Raw genomic sequence first — 19,449 nt, forward strand, 5'->3', positions numbered from 1 at the left:
GACTCAATCAAAACGATTAGAATACTCTTAACTGAAATTAGAAATTAATTAGAAGGTTTTCAGGGATTTATTTTCATACGGTAAAGCTGCATCGGCAGCTGATCGGTCTGCAGTTTGGGAGGTTGTTGGGGATAAATGAGTTCGAGCCAGCGTTGATCGATCGGGCCCGGTACCTCTTCGATACGTACACGGGTTATGCCTTTTCGCTTGAATCCTAATATTTCGGCTGCGGAGGATGAGACATCTATAATTCTTTTTCTGCGATGCGGACCCCGGTCAGTGACACAAACAATCACAGTCTTCATATTTTCCAGATTGGTTACCCGCAGATATGTCCCGAAAGGATAAGTACGGTGAGCCGCAACCAGTTCGTCTTTATCATGGATGCGGCCGCTGGAAGATTTCCGTCCATGAAAACGTTCGTGATAATAAGAAGCAAGCCCCTCCTCTTGTCCCCACACAACACCCCCTGCGCTTTGTAAAGCGATAAACAGGAGTATTATATGTGACAAGCGGAAGGGCATGTGCAAATATAATAACTAATTTGTATTTATTGAAGGAGCTTTCCGTTATATTCGCCGGTCAATGTATTCAGGAAGGCTACGATCTTTGCTGTTTCCGCATCTGAAATATGTCTACCGATCTGGAATTCATGCATTACCTGGATGGCATCTTCGATCGTTTGGATCGAACCGTCATGCATATAAGGTGTCGTAAGCATTACATTACGCAAAGTTGGTGTTTTGAACTTATGGCGGTCGGATTCATTTTTGGTAACAGACCAGCGTCCGTTATCTCCATCTGTCAGACCTGTACCGCGATAATCAAAATAGTTCTCTTTGATACCCATATATTCGTATGACTGTCCGCCGAGATTCATACCGACATGGCATGTTGCGCATTTATTGTCTTTAAACAACTGGTAACCTTCCAGTTCTTCTGCTGTAAGCGCATTCTTATCTCCACTCAGATATTTATCGAAACGGCTAGGAGTAAGCAACGTTTTTTCAAATTCAGCGATAGCTTCCGTTACAGTCGATTCAGTAAAACCTTCGGGAAATACTTCCAGAAAACGTTTACTCAGTTCCTTATCTTCTGCCAGTTTTGCACAGATCTCATCGAAAGAAGCACTTCCCATTTCAACCGGATTCAATGGAGGACCGGCAGCCTGTTCTTTCAGGTCGGCAGCACGTCCGTCCCAGAATTGAACGAAGTTAAGTGCAGCATTATAGACAGTAGGAGCATTTACACCACCGAATTGTCCGTGAATACCTTCAGAATATTGCTTGCGGTCTACACCGGCAGTATTCAGGCCGTGACAGGTAGCACACGAGATCGTATTATCTCCTGACAAGCGGGTATCGTGATACAAATCAAATCCTAAGGCAACCTTTGCTGAATCGGTAGGAATAAAGGCCACTAACGGCTGAACCGGTTCATTGGCAAACTCTTCTGCAACTGTAGGCGATACATAATTATTCTTGCGGGCCTCTTTTGCCCATGAAATAATTACTTTCTTTTCGTCGTCATTCAGACTGGTACCCCAATGCATGGTGTAATATTTGGCAGGAGGCATCGAACCGCTGAGAGCAGTGTTTTCTACTTTTGCCAAATCCACTTCAGAAACAGGCTTTCCGTTGTCAAGAGCGGTCAGCATAGCTGTAAGATCCAGATAATGTGTACCTTCTTTCATATCAGCCTGTACAACCGGGCCAATAATCGGAAGTTTGCCGTAAAAAGGAACATTTGCGGTGGCTGAATGACATTCCATACATCCGTTATTGCGGATGATAGAGGCTACCTGCTTTGCTTTATCGCCTTCAAGCTTTTTATACTCGTTGGATGAACAGGAAGGCATCGTTAAAGCTAATGTAAGTAGTCCGACAGGAAGTACTGCCATCTTACTAAAACTAGTGTTGCGCATAATTATTGGTTGTTTAAGATTTGTTTAGTGCAAAAGTAGATATATTTATTAATATATGTTCACAATGCCGATAGGTTTTATTTATCAGAAGATAGTCTGTATTTATAAGGCTGACTTTATTACAAGCTCAGATTGTTCCGATCAATAAAAAAGAGCCGTAAAAGTGTTCTTTACGGCTCTTTTCTTTATTTCATTATTACAACTACCGGATTATCTTCTTCGCCTATCCGCTTCAGTTCTTTTACCTGTTGCGGAATCTCTTTATTTTCGTTATCCTCAAACCATTCAGCTGCATCTGCAGCGGAGAGTAAACCGACATATTCCCCTGCCTGGGACACCGACATAGGCTGTAAAGGCAAATAATTCGTTAAATCATCTTTCATACCATCCGCATACAAACCGACTTTAACATCGCCTGTCGATTTTGTAATCACAGCATTATACAACGTCGGTTTATGAAATAACTCCCTGATAAAGCGGACAATCATCCGGTCTTCACTATCAAGTATCTGCGTAATCAGAGCTGCATTGTCTTTATTCTTCATAAAGCGCTCGGAAAAAGACCAGTGATATTTCCCCAAATCAAGTACGCCTGACGGCATTAAAGTCCTGTCTTTTATCTGATAGATTGTATCATTGTACGCCTCCTTAAAATACAGTTCCTTGTCCTGACGCCACAAACGAGTATTAGCATTAAGAATAATACAACCGGTTTCCGGCTCTTTATAATCAATAACAATCGTCCCTTCATAGGCGGTCGGACCCAAAAGTTCGATACCTGTCTCACTTTTAAGAATTGCTATCGACGCTATATTGGAAGGATCGAACGGCTGTTCGTCTGTTGCCATTGTAGAACATGAATCTACCGGCATATTATCTTTAAAGAAAAGAAGGTTGTTTTTCCCATCACCCAAAATACCCGATTTATACAGAACAAATGTTCCATCATTCTGATAGCCAAAAGAGGTCGATGAAGCTCCCATCGTCTCAAATGGAATCTTAATCTTTCTCTGGAATACACCGTCCTGGTCATAACAAACCAAATCTTTATTCCATCCGTTGAAATAAATCATTCCTGTTTCGTTATCACCCCAACAGAAAACACTATTATACCCTTCCGGATCATTCCCGATATGCCCAACCTGTTTGATGAATTTTCCAGTTCCCTTATCAAACATCAGGCATTGACTCTGGTTAGTAGAAACCAATATCCTGTCTTTGATAATCTGTACATAGGGGCCTTTCCCTATCAAGCTGCTGTCGGTCGTTTCCAGCGGAACATAACGAACCAGTTTGAAATAATCGGATGCCTTCAGCTCTACCGGTTTTTCAATGGCTGTTCCCAACGGGATTACGGATAGTTTACCGTCTGCAGTTTTATCTCCATTGCATGCAGCAAGAAAAAGACAGGAGGCAACGGTTAATTGACACAAATAAGTCTTCTTCATTTTACTGCTTTTTTTGCTGACGCATTTTTTGTTGTGATCAAAATCACTCCATCCTTGCCCTTTTCTCCATATAGACTTTTGGCTGATTCGTCTTTCAGTACAGAGATCGATTCAATCGTGTTAGGATTTATCTTTTCCAATGCACCTTCTCTTATCTGTTCTACCCCATCGATAAATATAAGAGGTTTTTCCACGCCGTTTTTTTCATTTCTAATACGGAGTTTCACCTCGCCCGGCAAATGATCTTCTATCGGACCATATCCGACAACTTTTATTTCATCCGCTTTTACTTTTCCGGAATCAACTCCCTTTTTAGTTATAAGAGAAATAACGCCAAGTTTATCCGTCGCGTTATATTTGGCTAAAAGTTCTTCAGACTTTTCTTTGGGAGCCATCGAGAAGCTATGGATATTTTCCGGAGAGATAGCATCCAATTGGTCATAGGTTGCCACTTCATTGTCGATCAGGATCAGATTTCGGGACCATTCCACTTTCTTCTTGATCTTTCTCATGCGCTCTTCAGATCCTTTTCCAAAATCATCCAGTTGCTTTTGCATGGTTTCCAAAGGATTCACATTCTCTTTTTTCTCCTCCGGAACCGTTTCAGTCTTTATGGTTTTCGTTTTCTGCGGAACAGGAACAATCGGTTTGTCCACAGGAACCGGTACGGCCTCGGCCATAGGTTCAGCTTTTTTAGGCTCAATAACTTCCTTAACCGAAACAATTTCGCTAATTTTGGCACTTGAAATTTTCTCCAGTTCGCGAGAGATTTCAGGACGGGCAAAAGCGACTACTGCTACAGCAGTCAGCGGAAGTACATACAGATACTTCAACCGCGCCCAGGGGTTTGATTTTCGTTTTAACATCATAGTAATTCGTTTTTTTAGTTTACTGTGATTAAAGCTGTTGGCCATAGAAGTGAAGCGCTGTGAACCAACAGCTTTTTTTATTAATAATAATTGATAATGTTTCGCGTCGATGCCATGATTGATCACACTCTCATCGGCTTCGTATTCATGAATATTCTGTAACTCCTGTTTCAGTAGCCAGACGGCAGGATTGAACCATTGAAGTATCACACAAAAACTACAAATCAACATATCCAAAGAATGATGAGCACCTATATGAGCCAGTTCGTGTGTCAATATCTCTTCGCCGCTTTCTTCCATATCTTTCCGGGAAATGACAATGTATCCCATCCAACTGAATGGACAAATCGGGGCGTTCGTAATTACCAGTTTGCATCCTTTGGAAAGAACCTGTTTCTCTCCTTTCCCGACCATCCGCCATATACGGAATGTAGAATAAAGGAAACGAAGAAAAAAGAAAATACAGCCGACCAGATAAACGACAAACAAGAACGGAAGCCAGAAAGACTGAGGTGTCTGCACTTCTGTCTCCGTCTGCATCTGTGCCATTTGTAAAAGGTACTCCAAGTTTTGTAACGGGCGTTGTATGGCAACAGGCTCATCCGTCATTATACGGATAAAAGGAATGGCTACGGAGAGAATAACGACACTCAACAATGCGATCCGGTTAAAACGATGAAATGTTTCACGGCTTAACAACAATCTGTAAAACAGGTAAAATACTGCCAGACATACAGATGATTTAAGGATATAAACAAAGAAATCTCCCATAATATTAATCCTTATTTGCTTGTTCCACTTCGTTCAGTAATTGCCGGAGTTCATCCACGGAAATATCCTCCTCCTTTATCAGCGAAGAAACAACTCCCAGATAAGAGTTATTGAAATATTTGGCAATGACATTTTTCAATGTGCCTTTACTGTACTCTGCCTCGCTGACTGCACTATAGTACTGATAAGTGTTACCGAATGTATTATGTGAAAGAAAACCTTTCTCCTCCAATCCCCGGACAATAGTCGACAAGGTATTGAAATGAGGCTTAGGTTCCTCATAATATTCTAGCAGTTGCTTCACGAACAAAGGGCCTTTCTCCCAAAAATAGCCCATGATCTCTTCTTCTTTTGCAGTCAATCGCTTCATAATTCCCATTGTTTCCGACAAAGAAACTAAAAGTTTTAGTTTTAAAACTAAATTCATTAGTTAATAAACTAAAAGAGATCGTTTTTCTCTTTTATCATCTTTTTTTGGACTATTCTTTTTTATCTATGTTCCATTTTTATTGTCCTGGAGCTATCATTTCAAATAATCATTATATTTGAAAACGAATAGATCCGAAAATTTATTTTTCGCTCAAGTACGCTCAAAAATTGACTTAGATTTGATTTTTTCACCAATAGTCCTTAACTCATTTGTTATTTCATCTGCGAAGAAATCAAATAACAATGTCTATTTATGTAAGAAGAGGCTTCCGCATTCAAATGCAGAAGCCTCTTTAGTCTTACCGTCAAAAGATCTTTCGAACGTTTCTGAAAAACTTATCGTTTCGGTATATCCACCGACTTATCCGATTTTCCTAACAAATGTTCAGAGAAGTAATCGACCATTCGCCAGTAGAAGTATTCGTCCATATCACCGAAACCGTGGCGTTGCTGTGGTAAAAGCAGCATGTCGAAGCGCTTATTGGCACGGATCAAACCATCTACAACGCGCATCGTATTACCCGGATGGACATTGTTGTCTATATCACCGTGAACCAACAGTAAATGGCCTTTCAACTGTTTTGCCAGTTCCTGATTACTCTTGATATTGTATGTAAATGTCGTATCGCCTTTTTCCGATACTACTTCTTTCACACCATGATGTGTTTCACTCCACCAACGGTTATAGATCTTGTTATCATGGTTACCGGCACAGGAAACTGCCACCTTGAAGAAATCCGGATATTGCAGGATCGCCGCCGTCGACATAAATCCTCCGCCCGAATGTCCGTGGATACCTACACGATGGATATCGATAAACTTATTTTTATCAGCCAACTGGATGATGGCCGCTTTCTGATCCGCCAGTCCATAATCACGTAAATTACCGTATCCAAAGTTATGATACCATTTCGAACGACTCGGATGACCACCACGGTTACCGACAGAAACAACAATAAATCCTGCCTGAGCCAAACGGTCTGTACGAACGCTCATACGGGTAAACGGATAGCGGGTTGCTTCCACCTGAGGACCGGGATAAACGTAATCGATAACAGGATATACTTTAGTCGAGTCGAAGTTGAACGGTTTGTACATAACACCATAAAGGTCTGTCACACCGTCGGCAGCTTTCACCTTGAACGGTTCCGGGAACTGGTAACCGGCAGCAAACAGTTGTGAGAAATCGCTTTCTTCCAGGTCCATAATTTTCCGGCCAGTATTATCCAACAAGTCTGTCTTAGGAACCGTATTGATGCGGGAATAATTATGGACAATGAATTGTGCATTATCATCTATGCGGACATCATGGAAATAATCACCGACTGAAACCATCTGCAAGCCACTTCCATCCAGGTTCGCCCGGTAAAGATGTTCATAATAGGGATTCTCGTCCTTTTCCCTTCCATTGGCAAGGAAATAAACGACACGCTTGGCTTCGTCTACTTTTACGATCTGGTCGACATGCCAGGGGCCTGATGTGATACGGTTTTTCAGGTTACCTTTATCATCGTAGAGATACAGATGTGCCCAGCCGTCGCGTTCGCTCCAATGGATCAGTTCCTTGCCATTGTTTACGGATGCCAGCGGACGGACTTCGATATAGGTATTCATACGCTCTTCGATGATCGGGCGGATCGAATCTTCACCGATGGTATATGTACAGATGTCGATGCGGTGCAGGTCACGGCTGGAACGGGTAACGAAGAAACGGTTATTGTCACCCAACCAAATACTCGGCAGCTCCTTCATATCACGTTGTTTCTGCAAGCGGGGTTGGTAAGCCATGCGGATGGTCTGGTCTTTGAAAGCCCAGGTGTTGATCTCTTTATAAGAGTCATTGGTCATATCGAACAGATACAGATGGCTGATCGGCGCTTCTTTTTCACCCGGCATCTGGTACTTGTATGTTTCCAATGTCGGACGCGGGGTTGCCATGGCATTGATCACCCACAGGTCTTTCACCTCGCGGCTATCTGAGATAGATACGGCAAAGTGACGTGAATCGGGTGACCACAATAAGTAACCCGGATTTTTTCTTTTGCCGTTACATAATGTATCCGTATTTAAAATGCTGTAAGGCTGTCCGAAACCAAAGTCTTTTACTCCGGTGGTTGTCAGCTGTATTTCCGTAACGGTACTGTCTTTGTCATCCTTTTTCAGTTTCTCGTAATCTTCACGCGACATGCGGTACAGATTCAGGTCTTTTGCATAAACAACGGTTTTACCGTCCGGCGAAATAGAAGCCCAGTCGGGATATTCCGTATCTTTCTTTTTATCGGCCAGATGTGTCAGTTTACGTGTCGGATAATCATAAGAGAAATAGAATATCTCTTTCTTAGTCTTGTTATCTTTATCCGTACTATCTTTCTTCGCATCCTGTGAAGAGGTTACCTGGAATGTAAAAGTACGCCCGTCCTCTCCTGCCTCCAATTTCCGGATAGGTAACTGTTGAGCGATAAACGGATCTTTTACGATCTCCGTAAGTTCTGCTGCCAGCTTATCCTGATCGAATAGAGGACGTTTCGATTTAGCGGAAGGATTAACCACATACCAGACAGTTCCGTTCCCGGTTTTATATTCATACCAGAAACAGTTCCCCGCCTTAAACCAGTGTGGATCTACTGAAGTAGAAAACAACATCGTTGGCAATTTATCACCGGCAAACCGTTCCGCCTGCGTATAACCCGGCAGCGGATCGTCTGCTGAATTTGTTTGTGCACTCACGCCCTGAACAAGAAAAAGTCCTGACGCTAATAAGAGTAGATGTAAATGTTTTTTCATATTTTACAATTGTGTTATATTGTTTGCTTGCAATTCATACAAATGTAAGTAAATATTTTTTCTTTCGCCATATAAACTAAAAATCCCCTGTCTTATCAACCGATAAAACAGGGGATACTACTATGTTAAATAATAAATATTACACCGGAAGAGTTCCGCCGATCAGGATAACAACCAGCAAAGCCAAGATTGCATACAACTCAGGGAATACGGCCATTACCATCGTTGCACCGAATACGTTATGACCAGCACCAACACCGGCAATACCGTTTGCACAAACTTCTGCCTGACGGATAGAAGAGAATAAACCAGCGAATCCTAATACCAGACCGGCACCGAATATAGCTGTTGCATTCAGCATCGTAATGCTTTCAACCAGGAATTTCTGCATCATGAAATAACCTACGAATCCGTACAAACCTTGTGAAGAAGGCAACGCACTCAATGCGATGTAAGTACCCAGTGCATCCGGGTTCTTCTTCATTGCTCCTACTACTGCGTTACCGCAGATTGTTACACCATAACTACTGCCGATAAAGGTTAAACCTGTCATCAACGCAATACCAAGATAAGCTAATAAAATTGGTTCCATAATGAAATTTGTTTGTTTAATTATTTTTTTGTTATTATTTAAATCACGTTTTGTTTATGCTTTTTTGAAAGGTTGGTAAGCCTTACCGCCACCTTCGAACTCTGCATTCTTATAATACTCTACGAAGATCAAACGGAGCGGGTGAACCAGTGAACTGATGGTACACAGACCGATGTTGATCGCATGGCCGACCAAAAGGATCAGCAACATACAGATCACACGCAATACGATGTTCATACCTTCCGTCATATCCACAGCCAGCGAATTGAATACGCCACCCAGGATCGCACCGGTCAGGCCGATAGCGAACAGACGGATATAAGACAATGTATCACCCAGCAGTCCGGAAGCCATGTTATAGGTATTCCACAGACCAGTACCGAAGTTCAGGAAGATATTCTTACCCGGCGTATTGTAAAGGAAGGCTACCAGCAATCCCAGTCCGGCTATCACCAGGAAGATATTTTTCACCACTTCCGGTAACTGTACGTCCAGCATCGGCAAACCGAAAACAAGACATAATGCCAGGATAATGAATACCCATGCCAACGGTGCAATACCATATTTCTTGCCCTTCTGCGACATGATCTTCAGTGCAGCGATCGTCTTTCCGAACAGGATCTGTACCAATCCGATTATGATCGAGAACGTCATCAGATTGTCGCTCGAAACAAAATACTCTTTCACTGAAGCAAAAGCAGGTATGTCGACCAAAGCGATACCGAAAAACGAACCGGTAAGAGTTCCGACGATCAATGTCGCCAGTCCAAGATACTGGAACAAACTCAAATAAGGCTTGTAGTCCGGATTAACTTTCCGTTTCAGGATCGTACAGGCAATAATCATTAACAGTCCGTACCCACCATCTCCGAAACAAAGTCCGAAGAATAACATGAAGAACGGAGCAAAGAACGGTGTCGGATCGAACTCTCCGTAATTAGGCAGAGAGAACATTTTTGTGATCGGCTCGTATAGTTTGGCAAACTTCCCATTCTTTAACAGAATAGGTACTTTATCTCCCTCTTCTATTTCCAATGGCTGATAGAAGTAACCATCCTTTTCAAGCGTTTCCTCCATAGCAGGAGCCTTCTCCGTAGGTACCCAGCCTTCCAGCAACATCAACTTATCGCCTGCCTGACGATCGGTTTGCACAAGCACATTCGACAGATTGAACTCATTCTGTAAATTCTTGTCAAACAAATCGAGCGTATTATAATCAGACGCTGCCAGCTTTTTCATTTCAGCATCCAATACCTTCATTTCCTGCTTTAACAGGTCGAGACGTGCATTCAGTTTCTGCAAGCCTCTGTCCGGCATCTTCGGACGTTCCGCATCTATGTCGATCGTCGTACCGACTTTCGTTATAGTAAGGAAATAAGTAACCGACTGGAAATTGTTGATCAATACGGCATTGTATTCATCACCCCATTTCGGTTCATACTTAGCCGTCGGGCAAGTCCAGAACGTAATATCATATCCAGCCTTCTTCAGACGATTGAAATTAGCCCAACTGAAATCACCCCAGATCTCCATATAAGCAATATCCTTTTCAAGGGATGCCTTGACAGATTGAAGCTGCACTTTCTTATCCTGCAATTCTTCGATCTTCTGGATCAACTTCAGTCCCGCTTTCTTATCCAGTTCACGGGCCGGAGCCAACTGAAGGTCCTTCGTTCCTGAATTCAGGTTCTTGAAAAAGCGCATTAACAAGTTGACACGCTTACGTATAGCCAGAATATCCTGAAGTTCTGCATTATCGAGAATAGACTTGCCCTCTTTCACATGCACGACACCCAGTTCGCGCAATTGTGCCAGGAACGAATCATATTCCCTGTGATATACCATAAAGGCATATTTACTCATTTTTACTATCATACGCCAGCCTCCTCTTTTTGTTCTTTTGCTTTACGCTTTTCCTGGTTAGCCCGCATGATCTTCTGTGACGACTTGGAAAGACTTTCTTCGTCTTCCATAAATCGTTTCACCTTACGGATCGCATCTTTATAGCCGGGGATCTGTACCTTCTCAAAGAGGTTTACCTTCTGAGTGGTCTTCTTCCTGGCATGCTCCAATAACTCCAGCTTCATTCCCGAAAACTCGGCTTCTATCCCGGTACGCGCCAGCTTTTTCAGCAGCTCGACACCATCGGTAAACCAGGCAGGGGAATTAAAGAGACTGTAATGTCCGATCTCAAACTGAATCTCGTCCAATACAGGAACGATCACACCGGCAATCTTCTTCGTAGAGAGTGTCACATCCTTCACCGCAATCAGTTCGGGAGAGAACTCGTTCCACAAAGCCACCATGTTCTCGTAGCTCTGAATCTCTTTTTCCAGCTGAAGTTCCAATTTTGTCACTTCATCCTTGGTCCGCTTCACTTCGATACGCAACGCACTTTCCTTGCTTTTAATCGTAGGCAGGGAACGCTCGCGCATCTTCAGCTGCTTTTCCAATTGCTGAAGAGAGGTTTTATTATATTGAAACTTTATTGCCATATTATATCGTTTTTTAATTCCTTTCGGATGGAATTCCGGTTTCTTCCGAGAGAAATTCTTTTTTCATCCGAATGGAACGGTTTTCGGACCGTTCTTACTTTTTCCAGTATTTGTCTACCAACTCCTGCTTGATATTCACTTCCGCCGGTTTGAAGTATTCGCCGAACAAGCCCCATGCCACGTCGAGCATTTCGGTTGTGTCGAGGTTTACGTCGATAGCCAACAGCTTTTCCGAATAATCCTTTGCAAAAGACAGTGTACGGTTGTCGTAGTCCGTCAGGTCGAAACCATTCTCCATCTTGGTCTTTGCATTGGCAGCATCGGCATACAGACGAACGGCAGCATTCATCACCTGCGGGTGATCTTCGCGTGTCTTCTTTCCTGTTACCAGCTGTTTCAAACGTGACAAGCTTCGGAACGGGTCGACGATTACTTTACCGACATCGCTATCACGGCGCAGATACAACTGGCCTTCGGTGATATAACCTGTATTATCAGGTACGGCGTGTGTGATATCGCCACCGGACAAAGTCGTTACCGCAATAATGGTAATGGAACCACCTGCCGGGAACTGTACCGCCTTTTCGTAGATCTTTGCCAAGTCGGAATAAAGTGAACCCGGCATAGAGTCTTTCGACGGGATCTGGTCCATACGGTTCGATACGATCGCCAGGGCATCCGCGTAGTTGGTCATGTCGGTCAACAACACCAGTACCTTTTCATTCTTTTGTACAGCGAAGTATTCAGCAGCCGACAGCGCCATATCCGGAATAAGGATACGTTCTACGGACGGGTCTTCGGTTGTATTGATGAAGCTCACGATACGGTCGAGTGCACCGGCGTTGCTAAATGTATTTTTAAAGAACAGGTAGTCGTCGTTGGTCATACCCATACCACCCAGGATGATCTTATCCGATTGGGCACGCAGGGCTACCATCGCCATCACCTGGTTGAACGGCTGGTCAGGGTCAGCGAAGAACGGGATCTTCTGTCCGGTTACCAGCGTATTGTTCAGGTCGATACCGGCAATACCTGTAGCGATCAGTTCTGACGGCTGTTTACGGCGAACCGGGTTTACAGACGGGCCACCGATTTCCACTTCCGTTCCTTCCGGGATCGGACCACCATCGATCGGGTCGCCATACGCATTGAAGAAACGTCCGGCCAACTGGTCGCCTACTTTCAGTGTAGGCGCTTTGCCCATGAATACCACCTCGGCATTCGTACGGATACCTTCCGTACCGGAGAACACCTGCAGCGTAACCTCGTCGCCGATGATCTTTACCACCTGTGCCAGCTTGCCGTCTACGGAAGCCAGCTCGTCATACCCAACTCCCGTTGCCTTCAGTGAACAGGTAGCTTTCGTGATCTGGGTAATCTTCGTATATATTTTTTGAAATGCTTTTGTTGCCATACGTTCTGTTATTTTTCCATACGCTCTGCGAGCAGGGCGTCGAGTTGATCGTTGAACTTCTTAAACTGATCGCTTTCGTATTCGGAATAGTTCATCTGCTTGAAGATGTTGATCATCTGTTTGAAATATTCCATTACTTCGAGGAAGGTGTCGAAACGGAATTCCGCATGACAGATCTTTACCACCTTGTCCAGCATAAATTCCTGACGGGCCAGCGGTGTCACGGCATCGATCGCGTCGAACGCATCCTGTTGCAGGATCACGAAGTCGATCAATTCCGATTTCCAGAAAGTAACATGGTATTCTACAGGTACACCGTCGTCACCCAGGATGTTGATCTGTTCGGCAATTTCCTTACCACGCAACATACGGGTCTTGATCTCGTTCACCTTGTCGATCCATTCCGGAGAGATATGTTTAGCGATATATTCCTGAAATTCGGGATATTCCAGATATTTTGAATAACTGTCGATCGGGTTTACGGCCGGATAACGTTTACGGTCGGCACGTTCCTGCTCCAAAGCGTAGAAACAACGGGCTACCTTCTTCGTATTTTCCGTTACCGGTTCTTTCAGGTTACCACCGGCGGGCGATACCGTACCGATAAAGGTTACCGAACCTGTCGCCCCATTATTCAAATGAACGAAACCTGCACGGGCATAGAAGTTAGCCACGATTGCAGACAAGTCCATCGGGAATGCATCAGGTCCCGGAAGTTCTTCCAGACGGTTAGACATCTCACGCAAAGCCTGTGCCCAACGGGAAGTAGAGTCCGCCATCAACAATACCTTCAGTCCCATGCTACGGTAATATTCAGCCAGAGTCATCGCCGTATATACGGATGCTTCACGGGCTGCCACAGGCATGTTTGAAGTATTGGCGATAATGATGGTACGTTCCATCAATTTACGTCCTGTATGCGGGTCGATCAGTTCGGGGAACTCGGTAAAGATTTCCACTACCTCATTCGCACGTTCACCGCAGGCAGCGATGATCACGATATCGGCTTCCGCCTGTTTGGAAATAGCGTGCTGAAGCACTGTCTTACCTGTACCGAACGGGCCGGGGATAAATCCTGTACCGCCTTCGACGATCGGGTTTACCGTATCGATTGTACGAACACCTGTTTCCAGCAATTTGTATGGACGCGGTTTTTCTTTATAACAAGTGATTGCTCTCTTTACCGGCCAGCGCTGTATCATATTAATATCGATATCCTTACCATCTTCGTCTGTCAATACAGCGATCGTCTGGTTGATGGTATATTGTCCGGCTTCCACCAGGCTCTTTACAGTATAAGTGCCTTTAAACGTGAAAGGGACCATGATCTTGTGAGGCTGGAAGTTTTCATCCACTTCGCCCAACCAGTCACCGGCAGTCACTGTATCGCCTACTTTCGCCAGCGGCTTGTAATCCCACAATTTATCGTTATCGAGTGCAAATGTATATTCACCACGTTTCAGGAACACGCCGTCCATTTTATCCAGGTCATTCTGCAAACCGTCGTAGTTACGCGACAGCATACCCGGCCCCAATGTCACTTCAAGCATGTGCCCTTCAAACTCGGCTTCGTCACCTACACGCATCCCACGTGTACTTTCAAATACCTGTACAAAGGCATCTTTCCCTATTACTTTAATAACCTCCGCCATCAGCTTTACGCCTCCTACGGAAATGTAACAGATTTCATTTTGAGAAACCGGCCCATCCACCTCAACGGTTACCAGGTTGGATACGATTCCTCTAACAATTCCTTTCGTAGCCATAATTATTTATTATTGTTTCTTTTAAATTCTTCCAACGCATTATCACTTCCCTTCTTCATCGCTCCTACTATTTCGCGGAAAGTCTTCTCGCCTGTCACCCTATCCAGCGTAACCCAGCGTTCGATCATTTCCAGTTTCAGCAAGTAGGCGAACACACTTTCGATATCGAAAGTCTTGAAGAACGTATTATCGTCCAGCCATTTCCATTTCAGCAAATCCACTTTCTTTTCGCGGGCCATCAGGTCGGGCTCTTCAGCAATGCGTTGCAGATCGGGCAGATAGTCTACCGTATCTCCCAATCCGAAATCACGGGCATTGGAAGTACGGATAGCCTCGGCTACCTCGTTGTTTCCCACTATATATTCTGCTTTATCAAATCCATACTTGCGGCAGGTTATGGCGGTCAGCATGTTATTGATATTGAGGTTCAGTTCAAACCAGTTACGGATGAAACCGTTGCTGCATTTCATCGCATAGTCGTAATAAAGGGCTGCCAGACGGTCTTCCCAGGAGATCGTTTGTTTTTCCTCTTTCTTCTGACTATCCAGATACTGTTTGAAGAACTCTATGAAATAAGGAGGAATCTGTTTGTTCTTAGGCGGCTTCTCACCATCCTTCAAAGCATCGAACAGACTTTTGTACTCGTCGTATGTTATACTTCCCTTTTCATCCGGGTCACTGTCCGGACGCTGTGAGAAACTAAGCAGGTTCTTATTATCGAATTTGAGGAAAAACAAGTCTACCAGCTTCTTATCACGGGACGTAAGAATACCGTCCAACTCCTTTCTGAATTCAGAAACGGAATAGGTCAGCTTACTATCATCCAATGATATATTGGGGAGTCCGGCAATCAGACAGTAGTATTTACTCATATCAGAACAACATTTCTACCAGCCCGGGACGCAGGAATTCTTTAAAGAATGCAACAAACTCGTCTTCCCCGAAACTTACTTTATAGGATCCGTCGGCAGGAATAATGGTAAAATCGGCTTTCTTTCCGCTTACTTTTTCTATTTTCACGCCACCGTCGAGCAACGATTTGGCATTTGCTTCAAAATATTTGGTTAATGCATCCGCATCGGCTGTCTGGATAGTGATCGCTTCTTTCTTAGCCCATTCCTTAGCCATTTCAAGGATCACCTTCTGCATAAATGCAGTGTCAGAAACGATCGCTTTCACATTCGAGGAAGTGATCTTTCCGGTTATAAGGTTTACCACTTCGCTCTTCAGCGCTTCTACAGCCTGGGTAGCGAATAACTTCAGTTCGGCTTCTGTATTCTTTTTCAGTTCGGCAGCCTGTTTTTGCGCTGCTGCAACAATACGTTTTGCTTCCGCTTCCGCCTCGCTAACAATCGCTTGTTTCTGAGCATTCGCATCGGCAATGATCCGTCCAGCTTCTTCGTTCCCCTTCTCTACTCCTTCTTTGTAGATCTTGTCGGTCAGTTCCTGAATCTTTGTATCCATTTCTATATATATTTATTAAATTGTATTTTTCCCTAATATTAAACGCCTACAAAGTTATTCTTTTCTGTGAATAAACATTGAAATAAATGCAAAATCAAGCTAAAAAATAAAACGCTATAATTTAATTTTTAATTTTGTTCGTCTAAAACTAGCATAATATGTTCTCAATCAGAAAAGCAACGACAGAAGACTGTCTGTTAATCAGAAACTTGGCATCCCAAATATGGGAGCCGACCTATGGTTCTATCCTCTCCCGCGAGCAACTTGACTATATGTTCGAGATGATGTATGCCCCGGAAAGTATTCTCAATCAGATGAATGAACTTCATCACGAGTTCTTCATCATCAGCAAAGACGGTGAACCATCCGGATATCTCTCCATCGAAACGGTTGAAAAAGACCTGTACGAATTCCAGAAAATCTATTCGCTCCCTTCTTTGCATGGTTCGGGTATCGGACGTTTTATCATCGAACAAGGCGTCGCTTACCTGAAAAGTATTCATCCGGGATCATTCACCGTCGAACTGAATGTAAACCGCGAAAACCCGGCTCTCGGTTTTTATAAGCATATGGGGTTCCATGAACATGCGACACGTGATTTTCATATCGGCAACGGCTACTACATGAATGACTACATTATGCGGATGGAGGTGGCAAACTAAGATAAGAGACCGGTAATCCAATTTATTTGATTATATTCGTAACCAACAATTTAATACTTAAATACCATGAAACACTTTATCCGTATTTTATGTCTTTTGGTTTGTATGGCGGCTACCGGTATGTTCAAGGCAAACGCAAGTCCGCTGGACAGCATTATCCCCACCCGTGGACTGGCTATTGCTGCCCCTTCTGTTCAAAAAATGGATCTCTTCCTGAAATTTATAGAGGAAGAACTGGCTCCGGGGCATTTCAACCTGCTTATCTTACGGGTGGATTGGAACTATGCCTATAAATCTCATCCGGAATTAAGCGATCCTAACCCGCTTACGCTTCAGGATGTAAAACGGATTGCCGCCACCTGCCGGAAACATAACATACGGATAGCCCCGCAAATCAACCTGCTCGGTCATCAGTCATGGGCGGAAACGACCTATGCCCTGCTCCGTGTATATCCCGAATTTGACGAGACACCACATGTGGACACAAAAAACTATACCGGATGGCCTAACCCGGACGGATTATATTGTAAGAGTTATTGTCCTCTTCATCCGGATGTTCATAAAATAGTATTTGCTTTGGTAGACGAACTGACCGATGCTTTTGAAACAAATTTGTTTCATGCCGGTATGGATGAAGTTTTTTACATAGGTGACGATAAATGTTCCCGTTGCAACGGTCGGGACAAAGCCGAATTATATGCTGGAGAAGTGACCAAAATACAGAATCACCTGGCTCAACAGGGAAAGCGCCTGATGATCTGGGGTGACCGCCTGATAGATGGAAAAACGACGGGTATAGGGGCCTGGGAAGCCAGTATGAACAATACATACCGTGCTATCGACCTGATACCGAAAGAGGTATTCATCTGCGACTGGCATTATGAACGGCCGGAACAAACTGCCGTGTATTTTGCCATGAAAGGATTCGATGTCGCTACCTGTCCCTGGCGTAAACCGGAAGTAGCATTGAGGCAGGTGGACGATATGGTTCGCTTCCGTCAAAATTCGGGTAAACAGATGCGCGACCGCTTTCAGGGTATTATCGAAACGGTATGGTCGGGAGCCGACGGCTTTTTGGAAAACTATTATAAACCGGCAGACTCTTCAACGGAAATATCGGAAGCAGCAACGATTAAAAAGTTAATCGAGACTTATAAAACAATGAGTAAATAAAAATCTGCTCAAAAAGAAAGGGACTTTGAATTCAAAGTCCCTTTTACATATAATTAGTTGGTATTTTACAATAAGTTCGAAGCTAATTCAGACAACTGACTTCTCTCCCCTTTCACCAGGTTTACATGAGCGAACAGGTCCTGCCCTTTCATCTTATCCACCATATAAGCCAACCCATTACTCTGGGCATCCAGATATGGCGAGTCGATCTGTTGGATATCACCGGTAAAGACCATCTTCGTACCTTCTCCGGCACGGGTAATGATTGTCTTGATCTCGTGCGGCGTCAGGTTCTGCGCTTCATCGATGATACAGAATGTTTCAGATAAACTACGCCCGCGGATAAAGGCCAGAGCTTCGATCACCAGCTGGTTATTCTTCTGCAGGTCATCAATCTTGCGGACATCCTGGCTTCCGGGTGCAAACTGGTTCTTTATTACATTCAGGTTATCGAACAATGGCTGCATATATGGAGCCACTTTCTGCTTCTCATCACCCGGCAGGAATCCGATATCCTTATTTGCCAATGCAACGATCGGACGGGCCAGTAATATCTGTTTGTATACCCCAGCCTGTTTAAGCGCAGCGGCCAGTGCCAATAATGTTTTTCCTGTTCCCGCTTTTCCGGTCAGGCCGACCAGTTTTACATCGGGATCATTCAATATTTCAAAGGCAAAACTCTGTTCCGCATTACGGGGTTGTATGCCATAATTAGATATCTTTTCTACCTTCTTTATCTTTCCGGTAAACGGATTATAACGAGCTAAAACAGAAGCACGTACACTCTTTAATATAAAGCATTCGTTTGGCTCCAGTTTCGACTTGAATTCAAACATATCCGCATCGAGTCCGTCGGGTGTCGAATAGATCTTGTCGATCAAATCAGGCTCTATATTTTCATAGGTGTCCTGTGCCCGTTCGAAGATATCGACATTGATCACTTTATCAGTGATATAATCTTCTACCTGAATACCCAACGCACGGGCTTTCATACGCAGATTGACATCTTTCGTAACGAGGATAGTCTGTATTTTCGGAGTCTTTTCTGCAACGGAAAGTGTGCAGGAAAGGATACGGTGGTCAGGCGTCTTTTCCGGGAAAGACAATGCAATCTTTTCCTGATACTTATCGCCGGTTACCACATGTAATGTTCCTAAACCTGCTCCTAACGAAGCACCCTTCAGGAAGAGATCATTGCTGGTTATCAGATCCAACTCGCGTACAAATTCACGGGCGTTATAATTAATCTGGTCGCTCCCCTTTTTAAACTTATCCAACTCTTCCAACACGACGATAGGAAGATAGATATCATTCTCCTGAAAATTTTCGATACACTTGTAGTCATGCAAGATAACGTTCGTATCCAATACAAAATTCTTCTTTGCTCCCATGATCATTTCGATTTAATGATTATCGCTTCTAAGTTAAAAACATTTTTGATACTTATTTAGTTTAAAAGGTAAAATAAAGTTGAATGACTAATTTATTCCGTATTCGGGCTAATAGCACAAAACCCTACTTATCGAAACATAGGTGTTTTATCATCAAAACATATATGGTTTGCGAACAAAACACCTATGTTGTAAAAACGGAAGAATCAGGATTAGTTCCGTCAGTTTTCAAAAAAACAGAAAATCCCTATATTATATAATCTTTAT

At 43.6% G+C, this 19,449-nt stretch carries 16 protein-coding genes; 2 read left to right on the forward strand and 14 right to left on the reverse strand.

All coding sequences use genetic code 11. From position 1 onward, the window contains the following. Positions 1-59: 59 nt before the first annotated feature. The 13 genes from DWW23_RS17250 to DWW23_RS17310 all read right to left on the reverse strand — a co-directional run bounded on the left by DWW23_RS17250 (position 60) and on the right by DWW23_RS17310 (position 15,956). Positions 60-524 carry a septal ring lytic transglycosylase RlpA family protein gene (locus DWW23_RS17250; RefSeq protein ID WP_122354507.1) on the reverse strand — a complete coding sequence of 155 codons (465 nt, stop codon included), beginning with the start codon at positions 522-524 and terminating at the stop codon, positions 60-62. A 26-nt stretch (positions 525-550) separates the two neighbouring features. Further along, a complete protein-coding gene (locus DWW23_RS17255; RefSeq protein ID WP_122354508.1) occupies positions 551-1,924 on the reverse strand; it encodes a cytochrome-c peroxidase in 1,374 nt (457 codons plus the stop codon). A 185-nt stretch (positions 1,925-2,109) separates the two neighbouring features. Then, positions 2,110-3,372 carry a DUF4934 domain-containing protein gene (locus tag DWW23_RS17260; RefSeq protein WP_122354509.1) on the reverse strand — a complete coding sequence of 421 codons (1,263 nt, stop codon included), beginning with the start codon at positions 3,370-3,372 and terminating at the stop codon, positions 2,110-2,112. Continuing rightward, positions 3,369-5,012, reverse strand: a complete 1,644-nt coding sequence (locus DWW23_RS17265; RefSeq protein ID WP_122354510.1) for a M56 family metallopeptidase — start codon at positions 5,010-5,012, stop codon at positions 3,369-3,371. Before DWW23_RS17265 ends, DWW23_RS17260 begins: the two co-directional genes overlap by 4 nt. A gap of 4 nt (positions 5,013-5,016) precedes the next feature. Continuing rightward, complete coding sequence (locus DWW23_RS17270) at positions 5,017-5,382, reverse strand: BlaI/MecI/CopY family transcriptional regulator (protein WP_122354511.1); 366 nt, start codon at positions 5,380-5,382, stop codon at positions 5,017-5,019. A 395-nt stretch (positions 5,383-5,777) separates the two neighbouring features. Beyond that, a complete protein-coding gene (locus DWW23_RS17275; RefSeq protein WP_122354512.1) occupies positions 5,778-8,225 on the reverse strand; it encodes a DPP IV N-terminal domain-containing protein in 2,448 nt (815 codons plus the stop codon). A gap of 139 nt (positions 8,226-8,364) precedes the next feature. After that, on the reverse strand, positions 8,365-8,817 hold the full coding sequence (locus tag DWW23_RS17280) for a hypothetical protein (protein ID WP_007656321.1): 453 nt from the start codon (positions 8,815-8,817) through the stop codon (positions 8,365-8,367). A gap of 54 nt (positions 8,818-8,871) precedes the next feature. After that, a complete protein-coding gene (locus DWW23_RS17285) occupies positions 8,872-10,692 on the reverse strand; it encodes a V-type ATP synthase subunit I (RefSeq protein ID WP_122354513.1) in 1,821 nt (606 codons plus the stop codon). After that, positions 10,689-11,312, reverse strand: coding sequence for a V-type ATP synthase subunit D (locus DWW23_RS17290; RefSeq protein ID WP_075557595.1), 624 nt, complete (start codon positions 11,310-11,312; stop codon positions 10,689-10,691). The genes DWW23_RS17285 and DWW23_RS17290 overlap by 4 nt, the downstream gene beginning before the upstream one ends. 94 nt (positions 11,313-11,406) lie before the next feature. After that, positions 11,407-12,726 (reverse strand): V-type ATP synthase subunit B, encoded by a 1,320-nt coding sequence (locus tag DWW23_RS17295; protein WP_075557596.1) that lies wholly within the window; start codon positions 12,724-12,726, stop codon positions 11,407-11,409. A gap of 8 nt (positions 12,727-12,734) precedes the next feature. Then, complete coding sequence (locus DWW23_RS17300; RefSeq protein WP_122354514.1) at positions 12,735-14,492, reverse strand: V-type ATP synthase subunit A; 1,758 nt, start codon at positions 14,490-14,492, stop codon at positions 12,735-12,737. Positions 14,493-14,494: 2 nt separating this feature from the next. Next, complete coding sequence (locus DWW23_RS17305) at positions 14,495-15,364, reverse strand: DUF2764 domain-containing protein (protein WP_122354515.1); 870 nt, start codon at positions 15,362-15,364, stop codon at positions 14,495-14,497. A 1-nt stretch (position 15,365) separates the two neighbouring features. Continuing rightward, positions 15,366-15,956 carry a hypothetical protein gene (locus DWW23_RS17310; protein WP_122354516.1) on the reverse strand — a complete coding sequence of 197 codons (591 nt, stop codon included), beginning with the start codon at positions 15,954-15,956 and terminating at the stop codon, positions 15,366-15,368. A 158-nt stretch (positions 15,957-16,114) separates the two neighbouring features. On the opposite strand from DWW23_RS17310, the gene DWW23_RS17315 reads away from it, so the two are divergent. Both DWW23_RS17315 and DWW23_RS17320 read left to right on the forward strand, forming a co-directional pair. Then, positions 16,115-16,618, forward strand: a complete 504-nt coding sequence (locus DWW23_RS17315; protein WP_122354517.1) for a GNAT family N-acetyltransferase — start codon at positions 16,115-16,117, stop codon at positions 16,616-16,618. Positions 16,619-16,723: 105 nt separating this feature from the next. Then, entirely contained in the window at positions 16,724-17,791 is a 1,068-nt protein-coding gene (locus tag DWW23_RS17320) for a family 20 glycosylhydrolase (RefSeq protein WP_370449295.1), read from the forward strand. A gap of 65 nt (positions 17,792-17,856) precedes the next feature. Here DWW23_RS17320 and DWW23_RS17325 read toward each other — a convergent pair whose 3' ends face one another. Continuing rightward, positions 17,857-19,182, reverse strand: a complete 1,326-nt coding sequence (locus DWW23_RS17325) for a PhoH family protein (RefSeq protein WP_122354527.1) — start codon at positions 19,180-19,182, stop codon at positions 17,857-17,859. Between the last annotated feature and the right edge of the window lie 267 nt (positions 19,183-19,449).

It is taken from the genome of Parabacteroides sp. AF14-59 (assembly GCF_003479515.1).
Taxonomy (GTDB): domain Bacteria; phylum Bacteroidota; class Bacteroidia; order Bacteroidales; family Tannerellaceae; genus Parabacteroides; species Parabacteroides faecis.